The sequence below is a fragment of the Macrococcus bovicus genome (assembly GCF_030376725.1).
Classification (GTDB): Bacteria; Bacillota; Bacilli; order Staphylococcales; family Staphylococcaceae; genus Macrococcus; species Macrococcus bovicus.
On record NZ_CP128470.1, the window covers coordinates 310,997 to 332,104 of the forward strand.

At 42.8% G+C, this 21,108-nt stretch carries 24 protein-coding genes; 16 read left to right on the forward strand and 8 right to left on the reverse strand.

The window, feature by feature from the left end; translation table 11 throughout:
- Positions 1-143 precede the first annotated feature (143 nt).
- Positions 144-1,475 (forward strand): APC family permease, encoded by a 1,332-nt coding sequence (locus tag QSV55_RS02045; protein ID WP_289650494.1) that lies wholly within the window; start codon positions 144-146, stop codon positions 1,473-1,475.
- A gap of 29 nt (positions 1,476-1,504) precedes the next feature.
- Here the strand turns inward: QSV55_RS02045 and QSV55_RS02050 are convergent, their stop codons facing one another.
- Positions 1,505-3,106: an ABC transporter substrate-binding protein gene (locus tag QSV55_RS02050; RefSeq protein WP_289650495.1), complete on the reverse strand. Its 1,602-nt coding sequence runs from the start codon at positions 3,104-3,106 to the stop codon at positions 1,505-1,507.
- A gap of 92 nt (positions 3,107-3,198) precedes the next feature.
- Here QSV55_RS02050 and QSV55_RS02055 point away from each other — a divergent pair, with 92 nt between their 5' ends.
- Both QSV55_RS02055 and QSV55_RS02060 read left to right on the forward strand, forming a co-directional pair.
- Entirely contained in the window at positions 3,199-4,419 is a 1,221-nt protein-coding gene (locus QSV55_RS02055) for an MFS transporter (RefSeq protein WP_289650496.1), read from the forward strand.
- Between the two features lie 108 nt (positions 4,420-4,527).
- Positions 4,528-5,028, forward strand: a complete 501-nt coding sequence (locus QSV55_RS02060) for a GNAT family N-acetyltransferase (RefSeq protein WP_289650497.1) — start codon at positions 4,528-4,530, stop codon at positions 5,026-5,028.
- A gap of 32 nt (positions 5,029-5,060) precedes the next feature.
- Here QSV55_RS02060 and QSV55_RS02065 read toward each other — a convergent pair whose 3' ends face one another.
- Positions 5,061-6,221 (reverse strand): LPXTG cell wall anchor domain-containing protein, encoded by a 1,161-nt coding sequence (locus tag QSV55_RS02065; protein WP_289650498.1) that lies wholly within the window; start codon positions 6,219-6,221, stop codon positions 5,061-5,063.
- A 284-nt stretch (positions 6,222-6,505) separates the two neighbouring features.
- Here QSV55_RS02065 and QSV55_RS02070 point away from each other — a divergent pair, with 284 nt between their 5' ends.
- The 4 genes from QSV55_RS02070 to QSV55_RS02085 all read left to right on the forward strand — a co-directional run bounded on the left by QSV55_RS02070 (position 6,506) and on the right by QSV55_RS02085 (position 8,448).
- Positions 6,506-6,877: an NIPSNAP family protein gene (locus QSV55_RS02070; RefSeq protein ID WP_289650499.1), complete on the forward strand. Its 372-nt coding sequence runs from the start codon at positions 6,506-6,508 to the stop codon at positions 6,875-6,877.
- Positions 6,852-7,367, forward strand: coding sequence for a GNAT family N-acetyltransferase (locus tag QSV55_RS02075; protein WP_289650500.1), 516 nt, complete (start codon positions 6,852-6,854; stop codon positions 7,365-7,367). Before QSV55_RS02070 ends, QSV55_RS02075 begins: the two co-directional genes overlap by 26 nt.
- The gene (locus tag QSV55_RS02080) at positions 7,364-8,005 is read left to right on the forward strand and encodes an endonuclease III domain-containing protein (protein WP_289650501.1); all 642 of its coding nucleotides are present in this window, start codon (positions 7,364-7,366) and stop codon (positions 8,003-8,005) included. Before QSV55_RS02075 ends, QSV55_RS02080 begins: the two co-directional genes overlap by 4 nt.
- Positions 8,006-8,067: 62 nt before the next feature.
- Positions 8,068-8,448, forward strand: a complete 381-nt coding sequence (locus QSV55_RS02085; protein WP_133452409.1) for a VOC family protein — start codon at positions 8,068-8,070, stop codon at positions 8,446-8,448.
- Between the two features lie 298 nt (positions 8,449-8,746).
- On the opposite strand, the gene QSV55_RS02090 is transcribed toward QSV55_RS02085, so the two are convergent.
- On the reverse strand, positions 8,747-9,193 hold the full coding sequence (locus QSV55_RS02090; protein ID WP_289650502.1) for a MarR family winged helix-turn-helix transcriptional regulator: 447 nt from the start codon (positions 9,191-9,193) through the stop codon (positions 8,747-8,749).
- A 136-nt stretch (positions 9,194-9,329) separates the two neighbouring features.
- Between QSV55_RS02090 and QSV55_RS02095 the strand changes: the two genes are divergently transcribed.
- Positions 9,330-10,970, forward strand: coding sequence for an alpha-keto acid decarboxylase family protein (locus QSV55_RS02095; protein ID WP_289650503.1), 1,641 nt, complete (start codon positions 9,330-9,332; stop codon positions 10,968-10,970).
- A 126-nt stretch (positions 10,971-11,096) separates the two neighbouring features.
- On the forward strand, positions 11,097-11,681 hold the full coding sequence (gene lepB, locus QSV55_RS02100; RefSeq protein WP_289650504.1) for a signal peptidase I: 585 nt from the start codon (positions 11,097-11,099) through the stop codon (positions 11,679-11,681).
- 23 nt (positions 11,682-11,704) lie between these two features.
- Here the strand turns inward: lepB and QSV55_RS02105 are convergent, their stop codons facing one another.
- Positions 11,705-12,640: a DMT family transporter gene (locus QSV55_RS02105; protein ID WP_289650505.1), complete on the reverse strand. Its 936-nt coding sequence runs from the start codon at positions 12,638-12,640 to the stop codon at positions 11,705-11,707.
- A gap of 159 nt (positions 12,641-12,799) precedes the next feature.
- Here QSV55_RS02105 and QSV55_RS02110 point away from each other — a divergent pair, with 159 nt between their 5' ends.
- From QSV55_RS02110 to QSV55_RS02125, 4 genes are all read left to right on the forward strand, one after another.
- On the forward strand, positions 12,800-13,120 hold the full coding sequence (locus QSV55_RS02110; RefSeq protein ID WP_133452414.1) for an ArsR/SmtB family transcription factor: 321 nt from the start codon (positions 12,800-12,802) through the stop codon (positions 13,118-13,120).
- Positions 13,117-14,409 (forward strand): arsenic transporter, encoded by a 1,293-nt coding sequence (locus tag QSV55_RS02115; protein ID WP_289650506.1) that lies wholly within the window; start codon positions 13,117-13,119, stop codon positions 14,407-14,409. Before QSV55_RS02110 ends, QSV55_RS02115 begins: the two co-directional genes overlap by 4 nt.
- Before the next feature lie 12 nt (positions 14,410-14,421).
- Complete coding sequence (arsC, locus tag QSV55_RS02120) at positions 14,422-14,814, forward strand: arsenate reductase (thioredoxin) (protein WP_424960689.1); 393 nt, start codon at positions 14,422-14,424, stop codon at positions 14,812-14,814.
- An 83-nt stretch (positions 14,815-14,897) separates the two neighbouring features.
- Positions 14,898-16,025 (forward strand): MFS transporter, encoded by a 1,128-nt coding sequence (locus QSV55_RS02125; protein WP_289650507.1) that lies wholly within the window; start codon positions 14,898-14,900, stop codon positions 16,023-16,025.
- A gap of 97 nt (positions 16,026-16,122) precedes the next feature.
- Here the strand turns inward: QSV55_RS02125 and QSV55_RS02130 are convergent, their stop codons facing one another.
- The 3 genes from QSV55_RS02130 to QSV55_RS02140 all read right to left on the reverse strand — a co-directional run bounded on the left by QSV55_RS02130 (position 16,123) and on the right by QSV55_RS02140 (position 18,355).
- The gene (locus tag QSV55_RS02130; RefSeq protein WP_133418548.1) at positions 16,123-16,323 is read right to left on the reverse strand and encodes a cold-shock protein; all 201 of its coding nucleotides are present in this window, start codon (positions 16,321-16,323) and stop codon (positions 16,123-16,125) included.
- A gap of 194 nt (positions 16,324-16,517) precedes the next feature.
- Positions 16,518-17,636, reverse strand: coding sequence for an ABC transporter permease (locus tag QSV55_RS02135; RefSeq protein WP_289650508.1), 1,119 nt, complete (start codon positions 17,634-17,636; stop codon positions 16,518-16,520).
- Positions 17,633-18,355, reverse strand: a complete 723-nt coding sequence (locus QSV55_RS02140) for an ABC transporter ATP-binding protein (RefSeq protein WP_289650509.1) — start codon at positions 18,353-18,355, stop codon at positions 17,633-17,635. The genes QSV55_RS02135 and QSV55_RS02140 overlap by 4 nt, the downstream gene beginning before the upstream one ends.
- Before the next feature lie 237 nt (positions 18,356-18,592).
- Between QSV55_RS02140 and copZ the strand changes: the two genes are divergently transcribed.
- The 3 genes from copZ (at position 18,593) to QSV55_RS02155 (ending at position 20,549) form a co-directional block, all read left to right on the forward strand.
- Complete coding sequence (copZ, locus tag QSV55_RS02145) at positions 18,593-18,811, forward strand: copper chaperone CopZ (RefSeq protein WP_133452420.1); 219 nt, start codon at positions 18,593-18,595, stop codon at positions 18,809-18,811.
- Positions 18,812-18,898: 87 nt separating this feature from the next.
- Positions 18,899-20,131, forward strand: coding sequence for an aminopeptidase (locus tag QSV55_RS02150; protein ID WP_289650510.1), 1,233 nt, complete (start codon positions 18,899-18,901; stop codon positions 20,129-20,131).
- 28 nt (positions 20,132-20,159) lie between these two features.
- Complete coding sequence (locus tag QSV55_RS02155; RefSeq protein ID WP_289650511.1) at positions 20,160-20,549, forward strand: hypothetical protein; 390 nt, start codon at positions 20,160-20,162, stop codon at positions 20,547-20,549.
- Positions 20,550-20,585: 36 nt separating this feature from the next.
- Here QSV55_RS02155 and QSV55_RS02160 read toward each other — a convergent pair whose 3' ends face one another.
- Positions 20,586-21,098, reverse strand: coding sequence for a DUF402 domain-containing protein (locus QSV55_RS02160; protein ID WP_289650512.1), 513 nt, complete (start codon positions 21,096-21,098; stop codon positions 20,586-20,588).
- Between the last annotated feature and the right edge of the window lie 10 nt (positions 21,099-21,108).

The following is a 21,108-nucleotide window of genomic DNA, read 5'->3' on the forward strand; positions in this document are numbered from 1 at the left end:
CTTGTCAAGTGTGTTTTCTGTTTTACAACAATGTTCATAAAGGTGTTAAATATTAATCAAATTTAAGTGCTTTAACGCGTTTATTTATTATATAATGTAATTGCTTTCAAGGAAGAAAACATATAGAAGGAGAGGAAGCAACAATGGCAGCACAAACAGAGTTAAAAAAAGATATCGGCCTATTCCCTGCGCTCGCGCTCGTAATGGGTACTGTTATCGGATCGGGGGTCTTCTTTAAAGTAGCCGCAATCACCGATGCCACACATTCCGTAGGCTTAACGTTCTTAGTGTGGATTCTCGGTGGTATCATGACTATCTGTGGTGGTCTGACAGCCGCAGAACTTGCCGCAGCAATCCCGCAGACAGGTGGTATGACGAAGTACCTTGAATACACATTCGGCGACTTCTGGGGCTTCTTATCAGGCTGGGCACTTGCATTTATCTACTTCCCGGCAAACGTAGCCGCACAGGCGATTATTTTCTCAACACAGCTGATCAACTTATTCCATTTAGACAAAGGGTTATTGATTCCGATCGCATTTATCGCAGCATTATCTGTATTACTTATTAACTTTATGGGATCAAAAGCAGGCGGTATGTTACAGTCCGTCACACTTGTCATCAAGTTGATCCCACTGGCACTCATCATTATCTTCGGCTTATTACAGCAAGATAAAGTCGACTTCTCATTATTCCCGCCGATGGAAAGCGGCAATGGTAGCTTGTTCTCGATCATTGGTACAGGTTTACTGGCAACCATGTTCGCATATGACGGCTGGATGCACGTAGGTAACATCGCAGGGGAAATGAAAAACCCTAAGAAAGACTTACCACTTGCAATCTCAATCGGTATCGGCCTTGTCATGGCTATCTACTTATTAGTAAACGCAGCGTTCATGTTCTCATTACCGATCTCAGCATTAGCAGGTAATGAAAACGCAGCAGCAGACACAGCAATGAAATTATTCGGTGACCAAGGTGGTAAATTAATCACAATCGGTATCATGATCTCAATCTATGGTTCAATGAACGGCTATACGATGACAGGTATGCGTGTTCCTTACGCAATGGCTGAAAACGGTATGCTGCCATTCAGCAGACAGTTCCTGAAATTATCTAAATCAGGTGCACCTTGGTTCAGTGGTATCGTATTATACATCATCGCAATGGCAATGGTATTAATGGGTGCATTCGAAACCATCACTAACATGCTGGTCTTCGTTATCTGGTTCTTCTACTGTATGACATTCGTCGCAGTGATGGTACTGAGAAAGAAACAGCCGAATATGGAACGTCCATACAGAGTACCGCTCTACCCAATCATTCCGCTTATCGCATTAATCTCAGGTCTGTTCGTACTTGCGAATACATTATTCACACAACCTGTACTGGCATTAATCGGTATCGGTATTACTTTAATCGGGGTTCCTATCTACTTCTACAAACGTAACCAGAACCGCGCACACGGTATCTAATTATATACAAAAAGCGATTAATCTACGGATTAATCGCTTTTTTTGCGCCATATTTGATTGAAGTTAATAAAGCCATACTGGTTAAGTGACACACCCTGTAATGAACGGGCAAAAGTAATACTGTCTTCAACGATATAGAGCGGGTAAAGAATAGCATGCTGATCAAGTTTTCGGTCAATAAGACGATTCAGTCGATTCCAGCTATGATAAGGGATTACATGATAAAAGGATTTGACACGATGGAACCAGCTGTATGATGACATCAGCTGATGAATACTGGAAGATGAGCCGAAAATAAAATGGTGATAGGCAAGGGTTTGCGGTATATCCAAATATTCGCCGAAAAAATAATAGTCACCGCATAAGTTCATGTCACCGCCAATTGAATCAGCAAATGTATGATTGATGAGTTCATAAGGAATCTGGTGGCGATCGAAAATGGTGTCGAAAGTCTGCCGAGCAGTGTCGTTAATTTCAATACAGTCAATTCGGATAGGCGTATCGAAGACCGGTTTGACAACCTTTTCTTGTTGTATATAGGTGGAGTTACTTAATATCTTGGGTGCTGGCCGGTCCATTGTCAGATGATATTCATTTTTTAAGATTGATTTGATGTATTGTTTTTGGTCTGAAGTCAGTGTGCTAGCAGGATGTTGACACATATAATAAAAGCCGATATTTTTTGTCATCGTGGTCGTCGGTTCATCTGAGTCACCAATGACAGGTTTCTTGACTTCTGGTATGTAGACGAGCTCTATTTCATCGATGAATGCAGCATGACCATAGTAATCATTAAACCGCTTCAGGATAGTCGTATACTGATTATCACGTTTAATGAAATAAGGTCCTGTTCCGATATACCTGCCCTCTGTCTCTTTGTAAATAGCAAGAGATAAATGACCCAGTAAAGCTACAATCTGTGGACAGTTATCAAAATGAATCGTTAAAGCCAGTTCATCTATCAGTTCAATACGAGTGATCTGCTCAAGTGAATCAGCTGTATACTGATGCGACCGAGCATGTTCCAGACTTCGTTTGACATCTATAGAGGACAGGTAAGAGCCGTCGTGAAATTTAACATGTGGTCTTAAATAAATATCAATAGAATGCGCATGACATTCATAATGATGTGCCAGATGGTATTCAACGGACTGGTCTTCGTTGACTTTAAATAATGTATCGAAGACGCTCATCAGCACACTGGCATTTTTAGCTTCAAGAACTTCAAAAGGGCGTGTAGACAGTAGACTGTGTCTCTTAGTAATAGTCAGCTTGTCTTCATTCAGCGAGGTTTTGGCGAATCCTAGTAACTTATTTGATTTCGTCAATAACTTCTGCTGTGTGAGACTGCTCCATGACCATGATAAATAGGGCAGTGCTTCTTCCAGATGCCCTGCATTAAGTAACCTTTTAATTTTGCGGTAGTAGCTGGCTTCAATATCTTTATGCCAGGTAATAACCGTATATCGACTTCTTCCTTTACCGCTTACATAATCGAGAATACCTTCTGATTGCCAGCGTGCCAGGTTACGGGAAAGCTGTTTTTGACTTAAGCCGATGTGTGCTGCCAATTTACTCTGAGGAATACGCTGATTCTTATATTGATAGAGCGCAAGCAGATGCTTTTCCATATTTCCTCCATTAAGTAGACATATTAAATGATATGTCTATTTTTATTTGTGGGTGTCTGTAATAAGCTTATAACATTAAGGAGGTGCAGACAATGCGAATGAGCGAGTTACCTGCAAATGTTCATGTCAGACTATGGGGTTCATTTATCAGTCGCATAGCGGCAAGTGCTGTGTTCCCATTCCTAGCTTTATACTTAACTGAGACAATCAGCAAAACCTTTGCTGGTTTATTCCTATCATTTACAGTTTTAATATCCTTTATTTTGAATATCATTGCAGGCTATATATGCGATAGACTACCGCGGAAAAAATGGCTGGTTTCTTTATCCTATATTGACAGTGCGTTTTTATGTTTAATGGCAGCGGGTGTCATTTTAGATGAGATTGGCCTGTTTATCGTTAGCTTTCTGGGTAGCCTGACAGCGACGACCTTAAAGCGACCTGCCATGCGCGCACTTGTTCAGGATTCAGCGACACCTGCAAATAGAAAGCTGATCTATCAGCTGGATTACTGGCTCATCAATCTCTCTATGGCGCTAGGCGCTGCGATAGGCGGGCTACTGTATCATGATTATAAAGGTCTGCTCTTCACTATTTTAGGCATCACGACCTTTCTCGTCGCTATCGTCTATCACATCTTCATACAAGAAACACGGGCATTTATTGGACAGAAGGTGCATGACAATATTTTCAGAGATTTACTGCACGCTTATGTGGAAGTTTCTAAAAATAGACCTTTTGTTATATTAGTGCTTGGCAGCGTCTTTATTATGTGTGCAGAGTTTTCGACAAGCAGTTATATTGCTGTTCGCTTGGCAGAAACGTTTAAAACAATAACACTGTTTAATTTTGAAGTAACAGGTGTGCGCATGTTTTCGGTGATCAATATTATCAATACGCTGACAGTGGTCTCATGTACATTTTTAGTCGCTAAGATTGTTGCTAGAAATTCATTAAAGAAAATCATGATCGTCGGTCTTTCAATATATGGTGTAGGTTATACCATACTTGTATCGGCGAATGTGTGGTGGCTGATTGTCGCAGCTATTCTATTAGCAACAATCGGTGAATTAATCTATGCACCTATCAAAAACGCTGAAGAACTTGACTTGATTCCTGCTGATAAAAGAGGAGCTTATGGTGCGTTCAGCAACCTCGGCTTCAATGGAGCGGACTTGCTCAGTAAGGGCGGCATCATTTTAGGTGCATATTTAAATCCGCTGGCTATGAGTGCAGTGATGGCAGTCATTGTCTTGTTAGGGGCGTTCTTTATGCTGTATAGCCTGTTCGATTATAGAACCCATCATGAATAGCGCTTATGTGAATGAGTAAAAGATATATGAATCAGTGTAATGTAAGGTTTCAATATAAACTGAAAGGGAAAAATGGGTGTGGTTATCTAATATAAAGGGGTGAATGATATGTTTGAGTTTCGCAAGCTGAAACGAGAGGATGAAGCGGCATTCCTTGATTATTATAATGAATGGCCGGTACCGGATGAGATGGTTCCTTTTTCAACGAATTTCAGTCGTTATGATCATTTTGAGCAGTTGCTGGAAGGCTTGAACCACCAGGAATCAGGGGATGACTGGGTCAAGAACAGCACTTATTTTTATTTTGATAATGGACGTATTGTCGGCGCAGGGAATATCCGTCATTATCTGAACGATGCACTTCTTGAGACAGGGGGACATATCGGATACGGTGTGAGACCCAGTGCCCGGAACAAAGGCTATGCATCAGCCATTCTTCAGCACTCGCTGCAGTATCTGGAGACGCTAGGTGTTGATAAGGCACTGCTGACTTGTGATGCTGATAACCCTGCATCTGCTAACGTCATTCTTAAAAATAGAGGTATAGAAGCTGAACCTTTCATACAGACAGACGGGACGAAAGTGCGTCGTTTCTGGATTCATATATAAATAAACCTCGACATTCTCTGTCGAGGTTTATTTTACTTCTGTGGACGTCTTCTTGAGAAAAAGATTAATGCTGAACCCAATATTAAAGCGAGGGCGCCCATGAAGACGGGTGAATAAGATGAGATCTCACCTGTATTAGGTAAGTGAAAAAGTGAATCACTGGATGAGTTCCCATCTAATAACTGAAAATCGTTTTTAGGACGATTATTGATAGCCGTGAGCGAGTCATTGACTTTTTCCACAGCATCATGTGCTTTCATTTTGTCAGCATTTATTTTTTCTCTCAGCTTAGAAAGGTTGTCTTTTAATTCAGCAAGCTGGTCATTCATTATGGCAGACACACGGTTGTTGAAATCATACTGTGACAGACCGCCGAAATCTTTTTCATGAGCCAGATCATTAATCAGACGCTGGCGCTCCTCAGAGAGCCAGCTGATATCAAAATCAGTATAAGGGGATTGATTTAAGTCTACTTTACCACCCATCTGCTTAGTCCAGTTGTTGAGTGAAGAAAGTTGTTTGTGCATTAAATCGGCAATCTGTGTTAAGTAGCTTTGTTCAGATATTGCTTTGTTATTATATTGCTGTAACAATTTATCTGCTGCTTCTCGGTCAGCGGTATTTAACCAGGCAGTATTAATATGCTGGAAGGCTTCGGGATTTTCAGACTGTTTTTTTGCGATGTCCTGAATCTTTTGATAGTCCGCTGATACTCGCTCAGCTTTTTGATCGATGTTATCAGCATGTAGCGGCGCATCAGATTCAAGTAAGTGATCGACTGTCTGACTGAGCGATGTGTTGTCAGCTGGTTGTGCGCTCTGGAGGTCTGACGCTTGCTTCTGGAGATCTGAAGTTTGCTGTCTGAGGTCCTGCTTTTTCTCGTCGATGGCTGACTGCAACGTGCTTTTAGCTTCAGCCGCTTGTTCTGATAAAGGCATTTCAGTTGAAAGGTTAGGTGTTTCTTTAGTAGGAGCTGCAGGTGTCGTCACCTTACTGTCAGGTGATAGGCTTGCTTTAATGTCGCCTGGCGTCTGGGATTCTTGCTGTTCTATAGATTGCGTCTTAGCTTTTGCAGTGTCAATTAAGTGCTGGATATCCTGTGTCTGACTTGCATGACCTATGGATGAGCTCATCGTCAAAAGGAGAAGAGTACTAAGACCGGTTTTAGCTGCTGCTGATTGAGTGATTTTCATGGTCAATCCACCTTTAGTATATTAATATATTTTTATTTTACACCGACTGCAATCTTATGTCATCATGGTTATCCTGATTTTCAACTATCATTCTATGATTGATTTTCGTTACAGTGGTATGAAAGTGAACTCCGACTTATCGTGCAGCAAATCGTTATTATATCAAACTGAACAACCGTCAGTCGAACTCTTAAAAGCAGTCATCGATAAGCGGACAGATTAAGCAATCTGTCCATTTTTTTATCTCTGATATTAAACTATGATTGGCATAGGGAGGGATCACATTGTTTTACAGAAGAAAATATTATATGGTTAAGGATCATTTCGTTGACGCATTTAATCAGCATTTCAATCAGACCAATCTGCCTCACCAGCTTAAAAACGGCGCAAGGCTGGTTGGAAGGTGGATGAATAATAAGGGTGACGGGACACATGAAATCTTTGCGATTTGGGAATATGATAGTATCAGGTCATATAAAGAAATAGAAGCAGCGGTCAGAAGTGACCCGGCGCATCGCCTGAAAATTGAGGCTTGGTATGATGAACAAGGCGGGCGACGGAAAATATTTAATGACTATATACTTGAAGTCAGAAATGAAGAACTGATTTCTACTTTGGAGGATGATACTTTTGGAAATACTTATCAGACAACTTGACAGCCAGGAGGCCTCAACATTACAAGCAATCAGCATAGAAACATTTAAAGAAACATTCGAAGCGGATAACTCAGAAGAACAGATGGCGGATTACCTAAGTACGGCTTATGCTCTGGATAAACTGACCGCTGAACTGAATAACAGCCATTCCTATTTTTATTTCGCAGAGACTAAAGACGGGATTGCGGGCTATCTTAAATTGAATCAGCTGGATGCTCAATCTGAGAAGATGGGCAGCGACGCGCTTGAAATCGAACGGATTTACGTGAGATCTTCATATCATCGGCAGGGGATAGGTCAAGCACTGATGAAGAAAGCATACAACGTTGCTGTAGACAAAGATAAATCGAGAATCTGGCTGGGTGTCTGGGAGCATAATCATAAAGCCCGGGCCTTTTATGAGGCGGAAGGCTTCGTTAAGACAGGGGAGCATCTTTTCATGATAGGTGACGACGCGCAGACTGATTATATTTATGAGAAGCCGCTATGATATCATCTCGTGAACTCTTTGAATTGATGTACGAGGAGATGGGTCCGCAAGGCTGGTGGCCGGCGGATGATGAAATTGAGATGATGATCGGCGCTGTTTTAGTGCAGAATACGAGCTGGACGAATGTTGAGAAATCGTTATTAAGATTAAAGGATGCAACACAGTTTAATCCGGAACGTCTGGAAATGCTGTCGTCTGAAGAGATGCAGGAACTGATCAGGCCAAGTGGCTTTTTCAAGAATAAATCCAAGGCGCTGAGCGGGTTATTTGAGTGGCTGAAACAGTTTGATTATGACTACGAGAGAATCAATCAGCACTTCGGTCGTTCCTTACGCAGTGAACTGCTGAAACTTCACGGCATCGGACCGGAGACAGCCGATGTACTGCTGGTCTATCTATTCGGACGAGTTGAGTTTATTCCGGATAGTTATACGAGACGACTGTACAGGCAGCTGGGTTATGCGAACACAGAAAGTTATCAGGCATTCAAGAAAGAAGTCAGGATTGATGATTTCACAAATGAAGAAGCAAAAGAATTTCACGGCCTGCTGGATGAATTCGGTAAAAAGTATTTATCTACAAAAATGACTGATCATGACCATTTCTTAAAATCATTTTTTAAATTATCAGAAAAATAGATTTTACATTTAATGCATAATTATAGTATTCTTTACGTAACTAAAGAAAAGAAGGTGAAAAAATGATTCAGAGTTTGCATCAGGTTATGCTTTATGTCGATCATCAGGAAGCAGTCATCAAGTTCTGGACTGACAAAGTGGGGTTCAAGATTATTGCGGAGAACACGCTGCCAGAGAACTTCAAATCAGTTGAAATAGCACCGCATCAGGAATCTGAAACTTCTCTTGTTGTTTTTGATAAGGCGTTCATTAAGAAGTACAGCCCGATGGTCAGCCTTGAGCCACCTTCTCTTATGTTTAATGTCAACGATGCAGAAGCCCTATACAATGAATTTAAAGCAAAAGGTATAAATGTTGGAGAATTGACGGAGATGCCCGGTATGAAAGTCTTTAATTTTTCTGATCCGGATGAGAATTATTTTGCCGTTATGGAACAGCTTTAATAGACGCTTTAGAAGGATGATACAACAGTCAAATGAGTTATGAGCGACAAACACTAAATATCGCTCATAACGTGGCAAAAGAGCCGACATTCCATGAGTTATGAGCGATAAACACTAAATATCGCTCATAACGTGGCGGAAGATTCGAGGTTACATGAGATATGAGCGACAAACCTTAAATATCGCTCATAACTTCTACATATTTATGCCAGAAAGAAGACCATACGCTTCAATGCGTATGGTCTTTTTTCATTGTTCCAATTAATTAAAGGATAATTCAAATCGAACCAGCAGTTGTTTAGTGTCTTTTATCTTTAAATTGTTTGATGATATCGTAGCCTGGCCTTTTTGCGGCAAACGCTTCTGTTACTGCATGCCAGTCATCGCCTTCATCCTGAAAAATCTGCTGGAAAAGATCAATCTGTGCCTTGTTCAGTTTCTGAATCAGCGCTTCTCCTTGTGCAGTCGGATAGAGTTGTTTCAGCCTGCGGTCATGCTCCGCAGGCTCCTCTTCGATCAACCCTTTAGCTTTTAATGTCTTCAGCGTTTCATGAGACCCTTGCTTAGAGATTTCCATCAGTTGCAACAGCTCTTTTACGGTAATACCCGGCAGTTTACTGATGAAGAAAAGAAAACGATGATGCTGACGGTTCATCCCGTACTGTTCAATGATATCGTCAGCAGTCTTGATGAATGTCTGATAACCAAAATAAAAAAGCATTAAATCATAATCGCTCGTTTTCATAGCTTCACCTCTTTCCTCTTAGTCCCATTATAAAACATTTTCAAGATGCTGACGAATATTAATAGGTCAAGTTTGTTGACTTATTTAAATGCCAGAATTATACTTGAGATATTGAAGAAGGGAAAGGGTGGAGAATATGAAAAGAAGAGTAGGACAATACTTGATAGACCAGATCAGTGTATATGGCGTGGATAAGATTTTTGGTGTGCCTGGCGATTTTAACTTGGCTTTCCTGGATGATATTGTGAGCCATGATAAAGTGGAATGGGTCGGTAACACGAATGAACTGAACGGTAGTTATGCCGCTGATGGTTATGCACGAATCAAAGGATTAGGGGCTTTGGTTACCACGTTTGGTGTCGGCGAACTGAGTGCTGTCAATGGTATCGCAGGCTCATATGCTGAACGTGTGCCGGTTGTAGCGATTACAGGTGCACCGACGACAGTTGTGGAACAGGCAGAGAAGTATATTCACCATTCGTTAGGTGAAGGTCGCTTCAATGACTATCGCAAAATGTTCGAACCTATCACTTGCGGCCAGGTTTATTTGACGAAAGAGAACGCGGCAGTCGAGATTCCCCGCATCATTGCTAAAGCAGTTCGTTTCAAGCGTCCCGTCCATATCCATATGCCGATTGATGTGGCGATGGCGGAAATTGAAGTAGAGGAAGCGGAAGTCAAACCCCTGATTGTGCAGGATGTATCAGGTTATATTGAAAAAGTGGCTGCACGTCTGAAACAGTCAGAGCGCCCGGTCCTATTAGCGGGTCACGAAATCAATTCGTTCCATCTACACAAAGAACTAGAAGCATTCGTCAACAAAACGCATATTCCGGTTGCTCAGTTATCGCTGGGTAAAGGTGCATTCAATGAAGAAAATCCGCATTATATCGGTATCTATGATGGTAAATTTGCGACTAAAGCAGTCAACGAATATGTTGATGGCAGTGACTGCATCATCAATTTAGGTGCAAAACTGACCGATTCAGCGACTGGTGGTTTCACTTATACGTTCGATTTAAAAGATGTCATCTTCATGAACGATAACGAGTTCAGAATGGGCAACACGTATGATTCAGATGTTTCATTACGTGATTTATTAAATGGACTGTTAGAAATGGACTATGACAACAAATCAGACTTCCCTGAATTCAGTCGTGAAGGTTCCGCTGATTATCAACTGAATGATGAGCCGCTTACCCAGGAGAATTATTTCAAACTGATGGCTGCATTTCTTGAGAAAGATGACATTCTGCTTGCAGAACAAGGGACCTCATTCTTTGGTGCCTATGACCTGCCGCTATATGACGGCAATACATTCATCGGTCAGCCGCTATGGGGTTCAATTGGTTATACATTACCGTCATTGCTCGGTACACAGATGGCTGATGTCAACCGTCGCAACGTCTTATTGATCGGCGATGGGTCATTCCAGCTGACAGCACAGGAAATGTCAACCATGATTCGTCATCAGCTAAAACCGGTCATTTTCCTGATCAATAATGATGGGTATACAGTTGAACGTTTAATTCACGGTGAAAAAGAAATCTATAATGATATTCAGATGTGGGATTATACAGCGTTGCCAGCTGTCTTTGGCGGAAAAGACCATGTCATGACGCAGAAAGCTGCAACGGCGAATGAGCTGAAGAAAGCTATGGACGTCATCAATGACCATCAAGATAAGATGCACTTTGTTGAAGTGGTAATGGATGTTATGGATGCGCCCGTGAAATTAGAACAGATCAGTCAGGCATTTGCCAGCCAGAATAAATAGTAGCGTAGGGCCTTCCGGCGGGGAGGTCTTTTTGTGTTACATAATTTGGATTTTAAGCGGTTCATAAGAGATTTTTCTCTGCCATCATGGTAGTATTGAAAGAAAAAATCTCGAGGAGAGACGATGATGAAGAAAGAACTCAGAGAATGGCTGATTGCAATCATCACTGCGGTGATCATCTATTTTATAGTGAATACTTTTTTATTCACTCAATACGTAGTGAGCGGGGAGTCGATGTCACCGACGTTCCATAATGGTGATCGCCTGATTGTCAGCAAGATTGCGAACTCAATGGATAAGATTCAGCGCGGTGATGTCGTGATTTTCCATGCGGATGAAGAGAAAGATTATATTAAGCGTTTAATCGGTGTGCCAGGTGATACGGTGGAATATCGTAATGACCAGCTGCTGATTAACGGTAAAGAAGTGGCAGAGCCGTATCTGGATGAAAATAAGAAACATAAACGGAATGAATTTTTAACGGAGAATATTTCAGTCAAAGAATTGGTGCATGCCAACGGTGAATCGAAAATACCGGCGGGCTATTATATGGTTCTCGGAGATAACAGGGATAACAGTAGCGATAGTCGGTATGAGCTGGGGCTGGTCAAGAAAAGTCAGGTTGTCGGAGAAGCGGTGGTCAGAATCTTTCCGTTTGACCGGATGCATTACGATTTCTATCCTGATTCATTTAATGTAGTGAACAAATAAAGAGAGGCGTATGCCTCTCTTTTTTATACAAGTTTAATCAGAATGACACCGGCTATCATCAGGACAAGTCCGCATACCTGAATGCCTGTCGTCGGTGATTTACGGGCGTCGAACCAACCGAACTGGTCAATCGCAATACTGCAGACCAGCTGACCGAAGAGAACGATGACCACGACCAGACCGGTCCCTAAAATCGGCACAAGGGCAGCCATCGTCAGAACGAAGAATGAACCGATAATACCGCCGAGCCAGATCCATTTAGGCTTGTTCTTGCCGAATGCCAGTTTGACCTGACTTAATTGACGCCGGATGAGTGTGATGATGAACAGCAGAATGACCCCGACCAGAAATGAGATGAAGGCGGCATGAATAGGTGACTCAAGGACGGCACCCAGCCGGCCGTTGATAGCGGACTGCGTTGCCATCATGGCACCCGCAAGAATCCCGAACAGCTGGAAGGGCAATCGCCCGCTTTCCGTTACTTCAGGCACTTGTCCTTTGCGCTTACGGAGGTAACCGGGCAGTGCGATGACGGCAAACATACCTAGAATCAGCAGTAGGACACCGAGTGCTCTGATCAGTGAAAACGGAATGACAGGCGAGCCGAACAGGCCGAAGTGATCAATCATCATACTGGCCAGTATCTGACCGAGAATAGGCAGGATGACTGTCTGGACACCCCCTAGTTTTGGGAAGAGGAGGATATTACCTGTCAGACCGATAACGCCGAGTAATCCGCCGGTCCATAGCCACCAAGGTGAGGCCGTGAATACCTCAGCAGGTATGAGCAAGGTGTGTTTGGTAAGTAGTGTCACAATCGACAGGAAAATCGTGCCTACTAAGAATGAGATGAAAGAAGCGACGAAGGGTGACAGCACATAAGAGCGCAGTCTTGAATTGATCGCCGTCTGAATCGGAATACCTAAACCGATAACAAATGCAATGACTAAATAAAGCAATGACAACACTCCTTCTCACAGTAATTCTATTATAGAACGATTGAAGAGTGCATGGGTATTATTTGTTCTGATTAAGATAAGCATTATTTCATATAGACAGTTATCTATATTTAATTTATATTAGATATAGATAAATATCTATATGAAAGAAGTGGAAGTATGAATTACGAAGAAATGGCACAGATTTTTAAAGTGCTGTCTGATAAGAACAGGATTGAGATTGTTGATCTATTATCCTGTGGTGCGTTATGTGCCTGTGATATTCTGACGCATTTTAATGTGTCGCAGCCGACTTTGAGTCATCATATGAAGCAGCTGGTGTCAGTCGGCATCGTTCAGTCATGGAAAGACGGTAAGAAGACGATGTACCAGTTGAATGCTGAAAAAGTAGGGGACTGGCGTGCGGTTCATGATCAGTTATTCACGGCACAGGAACGTTGTATCTGCCATTCTGCCGACTGTTGTGGTGACGCATCATGACAATCATTGCTATCTTGATTTTTCTCTTGACCCTTACGCTGGTCATCTGGCAGCCGAAAGGTTTATCCATCGGTTATTCCGCTGTAGGTGGGGCTGTTCTTGCCTTATTGTTCGGCGTTGTAGATTTCAATGATGTGCTGGATGTGACCGGCATTGTCTGGAATGCAACGTTTACGTTTATCGCGGTGATCCTGATTTCTCTCATACTGGATGAGATTGGTTTCTTTGAATGGGCCGCACTTCATATGACGCGTCTTGCTAAAGGAAGTTCGCTCCGGATGTTCATCTATATCGCGATACTTGGCGCACTGGTCGCTGCTTTCTTTGCGAATGACGGGGCGGCGCTGATTCTGACGCCGATTGTACTCGCTATGGTGCGCCACCTGAAATTCAGTGAGAAAGTGGTCTTTCCGTTCATTATCGCATCCGGTTTTATTGCGGATACAACCAGTCTGCCGCTCGTTGTCAGCAATCTTGTGAATATTGTGTCAGCCGACTATTTCAGCATCGGGTTTGCGCATTATGCCAAAATTATGCTGCTGCCGAATTTGTTCAGTTTAGTCGCTAGTATCACTGTGCTGTGGCTTTATTTCAGAAGACATATCCCGGAACGTTATGATGACTCCATGCTACGTGAACCGAAGTCAGCGATTAAAGATTTCCGTCTGTTCAAGTTAGCCTGGGTGGTGCTTATACTCCTGTTGATAGGTTACCTTGTCAGTGATGTCATCCATGTACCTGTATCGCTTATCGCTGGTTTCATCGCCCTTATCTTTATTTTGCTGGCACGTAAGAGTCCTGCCGTTCATACGGGCAAAGTAATCAAAGGTGCACCGTGGGCCATCGTCTTCTTCTCTATCGGTATGTATGTCGTTGTGTACGGTCTGCGCAATGTCGGTCTGACAAATGTCCTGGCAGATGTTATCAATCAATTCAGCACGACAGGCTTATTCGGTTCCATTATCGGTATGGGCTTTATGGCAGCCTTTCTGTCTTCTGTCATGAACAATATGCCGACTGTGCTGATTGATCTAATTGCCATTGATCAGTCACAGGCGCAAGGTGCCCTGCAGCAGTCACTGGTCTTTGCCAATGTCATCGGCAGTGACTTGGGTCCGAAGATTACGCCGATCGGCTCGCTTGCTACATTACTCTGGTTACATGTGCTCAGCCAGAAAGGGGTTAAGATTTCATGGGGGACTTATTTCAAGACAGGTATTATGATTACAATTCCTGTGCTTTTCATCACTTTAGTCGGTCTCTATATTTCGATTTTATTATTTAATTAAGGAGTGTGTAAGATGAAAACTATTTATTTTCTCTGTACGGGCAACTCATGTCGCAGTCAGATTGCAGAAGGTTTTGCCAAGAAGTATCTGCCGGACTGGAAGGTCTATTCAGCAGGCATTGAGACACATGGTGTCAATCCGAAGGCAGTGGAGGCGATGAAGGAGGTGGGCATTGATATCAGTGATCAGACATCTGATAAAATTGATCCTGCTATCTTGAATAATGCTGATCTAGTGGTGACCTTATGTGATCATGCCAAGGATGTCTGCCCGGTTACCCCGCCACATGTGCGTACAGAACATTGGGGCTTTGAAGATCCGGCGGGTCAGGACTGGCCAGTCTTTCAACGTGTCCGTGATGCAATCGGCGCACGGATTAAACAGTTCAGTGAAACGGGACAATAAATAAACCTGTCATTTAATGACAGGTTTATTTTTATGGCCGCGGGTATAAGAAACAGTATTTCGAAAGAAGGAGTAGTCTTAAGTTGAACAAACAGAATGAAATAGTGTTTACGGGGATTGTCTTTATCGCCATGGCTTATGGTATTTCCCGTTTCAGTTATGGTTTGCTCTTGCCTTATTTCGGTGAGGATCTCGGGCTTTCCAATCAAGTTTCAGGGGTCATCTCATCCATCTCTTACTTAACTTATTGTCTCGGTCTGGTTTCTATGTTCACGATTTTTAAGAACTATCAGCCACGGGCTATCTTGCTCATCTCAGGCTCATTGTCTTTATATGGATTATATAATCTGATGGTAGCTGAAGAATATCCGCTGTTCGGCGCTGGCGTTATCATACTGGGTTATGCTGCAGGGCTCGCCACAGCGCCTTTCGGCCAGATTATCAAGGAGAAAGTGAGCTACGGCTATCAGGATAGAAGTAATTCATGGATCAATACCGGCATCGGTGTCGGCCTGATTCTAGTTGGTGTGATCGTCTGGCTTGTCGGTGATGCATGGCGCATCAGTTATGCGATTTTCCTCTTGATCAGTTTGATCATCATGTATTTCAGTTATAAGAAGCTGCCGAAAGTAGAGATGAGTCATCTGAACTATCAGACAGACCTCAGAAACATTTTTGTAGGGCGCAAGATGATTATCTCGACTGTTCTGCTGGGTATCGGTACGTCCGCTTACTGGACTTATTTTCAGTCATATGTCTTCCAGACACCGCACGATGACGTGAAAAATCTGTTCTGGATTATGCTGGGCGTCGGGGGTGTACTGGGCGGCTTTGCAGGCCATATGAATGAAAGACTGGGGACCGTAAAGATTCACATGCTGACCTGTGTGCTGCTCGCCATTGCGAACGTCACACTTGTTGTGACAGAAAATTTCTTCCTGATGGTGTTCTCTACCGCTTTATTTGGACTTGTCTATGTCTTTGCGATGGGGGTGTATGCCTTCTGGTGTGCGCGGTGCTATACAGAATACCCGGCGATGGGGATCATTGTCACCTTTGTCAGTCTCGCAGCAGGACAGTTCATGGGCACTTTCCTGGCAGGTTTCCTGCTTGAACGTTTTGGCTATCAAGGTCTGTTTTATATCTACGGCGCATTCAGTTTCCTGAATCTCTTTTTCAGACCACTGGCTGAGGAACTGGCAGATATATAAAAGGCTATCTCTTATCGAGATAGCCTTTTATATAGGTTTTGAGTATACAGATACACAAAAAAAGACACCTCAGTTGAGGTGTCTCTTGTACGTTAAATTATAATTTAACGATGTTAGCAGCTTGAGGTCCGCGTTGACCTTCTTCGATATCGAATTCAACTGCTTGGCCTTCTTCTAAAGTTTTGTAACCTTCACCTTGGATAGCGCTGAAGTGAGCGAATACATCGTCTCCACCTTCAACTGAGATGAAACCAAAACCTTTTTCTGCGTTAAACCATTTAACTGTACCTTGTGTCATGTGTAATGACCTCCAATAAATTATTACTAAATCAGAATCTTCCTTAAAAAGAAAATTCACACGTTACAAAGGAATCAACAAACCACGATTACTTTTGTACCATGTGAATGCCTTACTTTTTAACGTTCGATTTAATTTATTTAATTATATGACAGATATTCATTTTTGTCCATAGAAAGTTCTTATATTCTTTTTTATAAAGCCCGGTACTTTTTCAGAGTGATGATATTTAACACGATAAATAGGCAGGCAAAACCTAGCAGAATAATCAGGTCTGAAATGATGTAACTGAGCGATAATCCTTGATACATGACAGCCTTCAAGGCATCTCCTGCATAGTAGAGAGGTGTTAAATAAGCAAGCCACTGAATCCATCTGACGAGCGTATCTAAAGGGAAGATACCAGAGAGAAATATCTGCGGAACGATGACAATAGGAATGAATTGCATCATCTGAAACTCTGATTTAGCGAAAGCAGAGAGCAGCAAGCCAAGTGACAACGCGACAAGTGCAACAGTCACATTGATGATGATCACCTTGATGATGGAGTCAGATGGACCAAGCTTCAGCACATAGACGGCATAGAGAACGATGAGGGTCGTCTGAATGATGGCCATAAGACCGAAGCCGCATACATAGCCCAATACGATTTCATAGCGCCTGATCGGTGTCGTCAGCATACGTTCAAGCGTCCCGCTCATTCTTTCTTTCAGAAACCCCATACCTGCGAGAAGAAAGACAAACAGAAAGACAAAGAAACCGATCAGAAGCGGTGCAAATGTATCGAAAGGAGTGGTGTCTGCGTCGCCATAAAGATAGGTGGTCTCTATCTCAGTCTTTTTCGGTTCATCCAGTTTAATATTCTTCGTCGGACTGAATGGAATCTTGTTTAATGATTCAGTTAAATCCTTGAATTTTGCTTTGATATCTTCTATTACAGTGATTTGTGCTTTCTTCTGATAAGTCTGGTTGACGACAAGTTCCAGTTTTCTCGAAACTGTGACGTTTTGATTAAGCAGTGTCAAAGTCACTTTATCATTCACCTTTTCAGCGATGCCGTCCAGTTCTTCATGCCTGAGTTGTGATAGGTCCATCTCATGAAGTTCTGTTACATCGATATTCTGTGCTTCAATCGTATCGATAACAGAAGGTTCTAAATTTACAGCCCCTAGTCTTGCGGCAGGTTCATCGCTCTGAAAGACAAGATAGAAAAGGGTCAGTATGAATATCGGAGCGATGATAAGAAGGGCAAGTGTGCGTCTGTCGCGTAGTTGTTCGAGTAGTAAGCGCTTTGTCAGTCCGAGTATTCTCATGCTTGTCCTCCTTGTCCGGCACGAATAAACACTTCATCGAATGTCTCTGCATGATATCTTTCAAGAAGCGCCTGAGGGGTCCCTGAAGCGATGATAGTCCCGTCTTTAACTAGTGAGATAAAATCACAGCGCGCTGCTTCATCCATGACATGGGTGGTCATCAGAATCGTCTGGCCGTCTGCTTTCATTTTCTGCATTTCAGTCCAGATCGATGCGCGCAGCTCAGGGTCAATGCCGACTGTCGGCTCATCCAGTATTAAGATATCAGGATGATGCAGCAGGGCTGTCGCAAGGGACAGTCTTCTTTTCATGCCGCCTGAATAGTTTTTTACCTTCTTCTTCAAATCCGCTGTCAGGTTGACTAAATCTGCTGCGTAGTCAATCCTGCTTTCTGCCGTCCCTTTTTTCAGATTGAAGAGCTGAGTGAAGAACTTCAGATTTTCGTAACCGGACAGCTCCATATAGAGCGCATCTGATTGCGCCATATATCCGATATGAGGCAGCAGGCTTAAATTCGGCACACGTGTATCCTTGATGTAGATGGAACCGCTGGAAGGTGATTCAAGTCCGGCGATCAGGCGCATCAGCGTCGTTTTCCCTGAGCCGGAAGGGCCGATGAAGCCGTGAATGGTGCCCGCCTCTATGATCAGATCGATATTCTGCAGCACGGGGTGGTCATAGGACTTTGAGATATCGTTAATAATGATGATTTCGGCCATAAAAGCTGCCTCCTATATATTAGCTTGACATGTGGAAAAAAGGGTATTGAATGATTATCTTTATTATAAACTACTTGGTAGTGTTTAAGGAGTGGTGATGAGTGTTTGATACCTCTCCTTGTACATTATCCTCCAGGAGATTCTCAGTCAGCGGATTATATCGCTGAAATTTGGATTCCTATCGAATAAAAAGGGTATAATATAATAAATGTGAATATTGAATAAGGAGTGAAAGATTTGGCTACCCAGACTTTAGATGTAAGAGGTATGACTTGTCAGCACTGCGTTAACGCTGTTGAAACGAGCGTCGGTGCAGTAGAGGGTGTTCAGCAGGTCAATGTCGACCTGGACAATGGTAAGGTCGCAGTGGATTACGATGACAGCAAAGCGACAGTAGAGAATATTCGCGATGCCATCGAAGACCAAGGTTATGAGGTCATCCCGCAAGAATCTTAAGGTGGACAATTTGTCCATCTTTTTTAATTATCAGATTTCTATTTATTTCGGAATCCGATATAATGATGTAAAGGAGTCGAATGAAAAATGAAAAATGTTGAAGAGAAAATTAAAAAATATGCAGAAACTATTGCGAAAGTAGGACTGAATGTTCAACCTGAAGAAACTGTGGTAGTGGTATCCGATATCGCGGCACTTGATTTAGTGCGTGCTGTCACTGACATGTGTTATGAGTTAGGTGCTAAACGTGTGATCACTGATTTATCTGATATCCAGCTGACTTTGGCACATGCGAAACATCAGACAGTGCAGACATTAGAAGAAATCCTGCCGCAGATTGAAGCGAAGAATGCTTACTACCTGGCGGAGAAAGCATCAATGCTCTATATCCATGCGACCTCACCTGAAGCATTGAAAGATGCAGCAACAGAGAAAGTCATGGCAGCAAACCGTGCAGCACGTGCAGCTTCAGCTGAACTAGGTGCATCACGTATGCGTTATGACCAGAACTGGTGTATTGTCGGATACCCTTCTCCGGAATGGGCGGCACTTGTCTTCCCGGACTTACCGGTAGAGGAGGCGGAAGAGAAACTGCTGGACTATATTCTGCAGGCTGTACGAGTCGATCAGCAGGATCCCGTTGCCGCATGGGATGCACATAGCAGATTTCTGAAATCGCGTGCACAATGGCTATCAGATTATAACTTTGACCGCTTGAAATATACAGCGCCAGGGACTGATCTTGAAATAGGCCTGATTGATGGGTCGCGGTTCACAGGCGGGGGGCACAAAAATGCTAAAGGACTGGATATAAGGGTGAACATGCCGACGGAGGAAGTCTTTACGTCTCCGGATTATCGCCGTGTCAATGGTGTGGTTTCCAACACGCTGCCTCTCAGCTATAACGGACAGATTGTCGACGATTTCAAACTGACTTTCAAGGACGGTGTCGTGACTGATTTTGAAGCAGCGCAAGGTTATGAAGTGCTGAAAGAACTGCTTGAGTCAGATGAAGGGGCTCGCAGACTGGGAGAAGCTGCCCTTGTCCCTGTAGATTCTCCGATTTCGAATTCAGGAATCCTGTATTACAATACTCTTTTTGATGAAAACGCCTCTTGCCATATCGCGATTGGTAAAGCTTATCCAGGACCGGTGCCTGGCGCAACTGAGATGACTGAAGATGAGCAGGATGCAGTCGGTCTGAACAATTCTGTCATTCATGTTGATTTCATGATCGGCTCTAAAGATCTTGATATTGACGGGATTACACGTGACGGAGAAGTTATTCCTGTTTTTAGAGAGGGAAACTGGGTAGAATAGAAAAGTGAGTACAAAAGGAGGCAGTCAAATGAATAAATGGGTTAAACTTGGTCTGGGTGCAGGTGCGACGTACCTTACTTATAGAGCAGGACGTAAAGTATTATCTAAATATGACGATGTGAATACATTAATGAATGACATTGTCGGACATGAAAACTATGATGACTTAAGAAATCTGGTCTTTCAAGTTCTGGATATGATGACAGGCACACAGAAACTGACGCCTCATGAGTCAGTGCAGGCTGATGCGCCGAAAGTAGAAACGACTGATGAATCAATAGCAGGCGCGATTAAGTCAATCGTCGATATGCCATTTGTTGCTGAGATGATTCCGGACCAGAAAAATGTCCAGATGATTAAAGAAGTCATCGACGAAGCAGCAGAAGTAGAAAAGCTGATTCGCGGCTGGTTCAAATAATGAAAAACCATTCAATCCCTGATTGAATGGTTTTCGCTATTTATGGGAATATTTTTCGATTGAACTGAAATTGGTGATGCCGAAGGGGAAGACATTATCAGCAATATTGTTTTTAAGTTCCTGCAACGAAACGACAGCAAAGTTAGTCAGCTGTATCGGATAATTGAAGGTGCGGCTGTTTGTCACATAAGTATCGCTGTTCTTGATATACCATTCCTGGTTGATCTTGACGTAATCCATGTCAATATCTATATAGGTGATAAAGCCGTCTTTATACGTACAAGGTGTTGAGATATTACAGAACATGCTGAGCGGCTCCATCTTGTCATTGATGGCTATAGAGACCGTATAGCCGTGATATTTAGAGAAGAAGTGGAGCGAGGCTTCCTGGTAGACGATTTCTTTCTTTTTTATATGATGCTTCAGTATATTGTTTTGAGGGCATTTAACAAACCAGTAATGGCTCGTTTCTTCCAGAAGTTCTCCTGAATATTCAACGTAAGGTACATCAGGATATTTATAAGAGCGGATGGTAATTGTATTCGGCATATAGGCTATC